The sequence below is a fragment of the Pseudomonas sp. NPDC087614 genome (assembly GCF_044743485.1).
GTDB lineage: Bacteria > Pseudomonadota > Gammaproteobacteria > Pseudomonadales > Pseudomonadaceae > Aquipseudomonas > Aquipseudomonas baetica_A.
The window spans coordinates 1-1,373 of the sequence record NZ_JBIUWN010000190.1 but is presented as its reverse complement, the minus strand read 5'-3'; the positions used below and the strand labels follow the sequence as shown (position 1 = coordinate 1,373).

Here is a 1,373-nt window from a genome sequence, read left to right as displayed (position 1 = left end):
CGTAAGCGGCCAGCGAACACACCTTCAGAAATCCGGAATTAAGGGCGATGGTGTCCGCCTATTTTTAAGCGGACGCGATCACCCTTATCGCCAGGATTTCCATGCGCCAACGAAGCTCCTATCCCAAACCCTTCAAGGCCCAGGTTGTGCAGGAATGCCTGAAACCCGGTGCCTCAGTTTCCAGCGTCGCCATCAGCCACGGCATCAATGCCAACGTGATTCGCAAGTGGCTGCCGATTTACCGTGATAAACCTGTCGCGCCACTTCCCGCGTTTGTACCGCTGCAACCAATGCCTAAACGGCACGCTGATGAAGCGGTGGTGATCGCACTGCCGCTGGGCGACAAAGCCATCACGGTCAAATGGCCCATCACCGACCCGGACGGCTGCGCACGTTTTATCCGCAGCCTCTCGCAATGATACGCATCGACGCCATCTGGCTCGCCACTGAGCCCATGGACATGCGCGCCGGCACCGAAACTGCGTTGGCCCGCGTGGTCGCCGTGTTCGGTGCGGCGAAGCCGCACTGCGCTTATCTGTTCGCCAACCGCCGGGCCAACCGGATGAAGGTGCTGGTGCACGATGGCGTGGGCATCTGGCTTGCCGCACGGCGTTTGAACCAAGGCAAGTTTCACTGGCCTGGCACTCATCGCGGTTTGGAAGTCGGGCTCGACGCTGAACAACTTCAAGCGCTGGTGCTCGGTTTGCCATGGCAGCGAGTTGGCGCTAACGGCGCAATCACAATGATTTAGCCTTGCTTTTCAGCTGTGGCAGGTGGATCGCTTTGGTAAAATCCACGGCATGACTTCCTCTCCCAATCTCGACCAAATGACACCCGAACAACTGCGCGCACTCGCTGCGCAGTTGCTGTCGAAGGTCGACACCATGGGCCGAAAAATCCATCGTGACGAGACGATCATCGAGCAGCTCTCTCACGAGATTGCCATCCTCAAGCGCCACAAGTTCGCCAAGCGCAGTGAGCAGATCAGCCCGGCGCAAGGCAGCTTGCTCGATGACCTGCTCAACACTGACCTTGAGGCTATCGAGGCAGAACTGAACGCGCTTCGTCCCGCCCCAACGTCGGACGAAACCCGCCAAAAACCCAAGCGCGCGCCGCTGCCGCCGCAGTTCCCACGTACCGTCATTCGTCACGAGCCAGAGAACACCCAGTGTGTCTGCGGGTGTCAGCTTCAGCGCATCGGCGAAGACGTCAGCGAGAAGCTGGATTACACGCCGGGCGTGTTTACCGTTGAGCAGCATGTACGTGGAAAGTGGGCCTGCCGCCAGTGCGAAACACTGATCCAAGCACCGGTGCCGGCCCAGGTGATCGACAAGGGCATCCCGACCTCAGGCCTGCTGGCGCATGTGATGGTG

General features: G+C 59.7%; 3 protein-coding genes. All 3 read left to right on the top strand.

Translation table 11 applies throughout. The features are described from left to right. Positions 1 to 101 precede the first annotated feature (101 nt). Complete coding sequence (gene tnpA / locus ACIOWA_RS28025; RefSeq protein ID WP_095188479.1) at positions 102 to 419, top strand: IS66-like element accessory protein TnpA; 318 nt, start codon at positions 102 to 104, stop codon at positions 417 to 419. Continuing rightward, positions 416 to 751 (top strand): IS66 family insertion sequence element accessory protein TnpB, encoded by a 336-nt coding sequence (tnpB, locus tag ACIOWA_RS28020; protein WP_157815118.1) that lies wholly within the window; start codon positions 416 to 418, stop codon positions 749 to 751. Before tnpA ends, tnpB begins: the two co-directional genes overlap by 4 nt. Positions 752 to 800: 49 nt before the next feature. Then, the coding region (locus tag ACIOWA_RS28015) for an IS66 family transposase zinc-finger binding domain-containing protein (RefSeq protein ID WP_401162936.1) at positions 801 to 1,373 on the top strand (573 nt) is incomplete at its 3' end.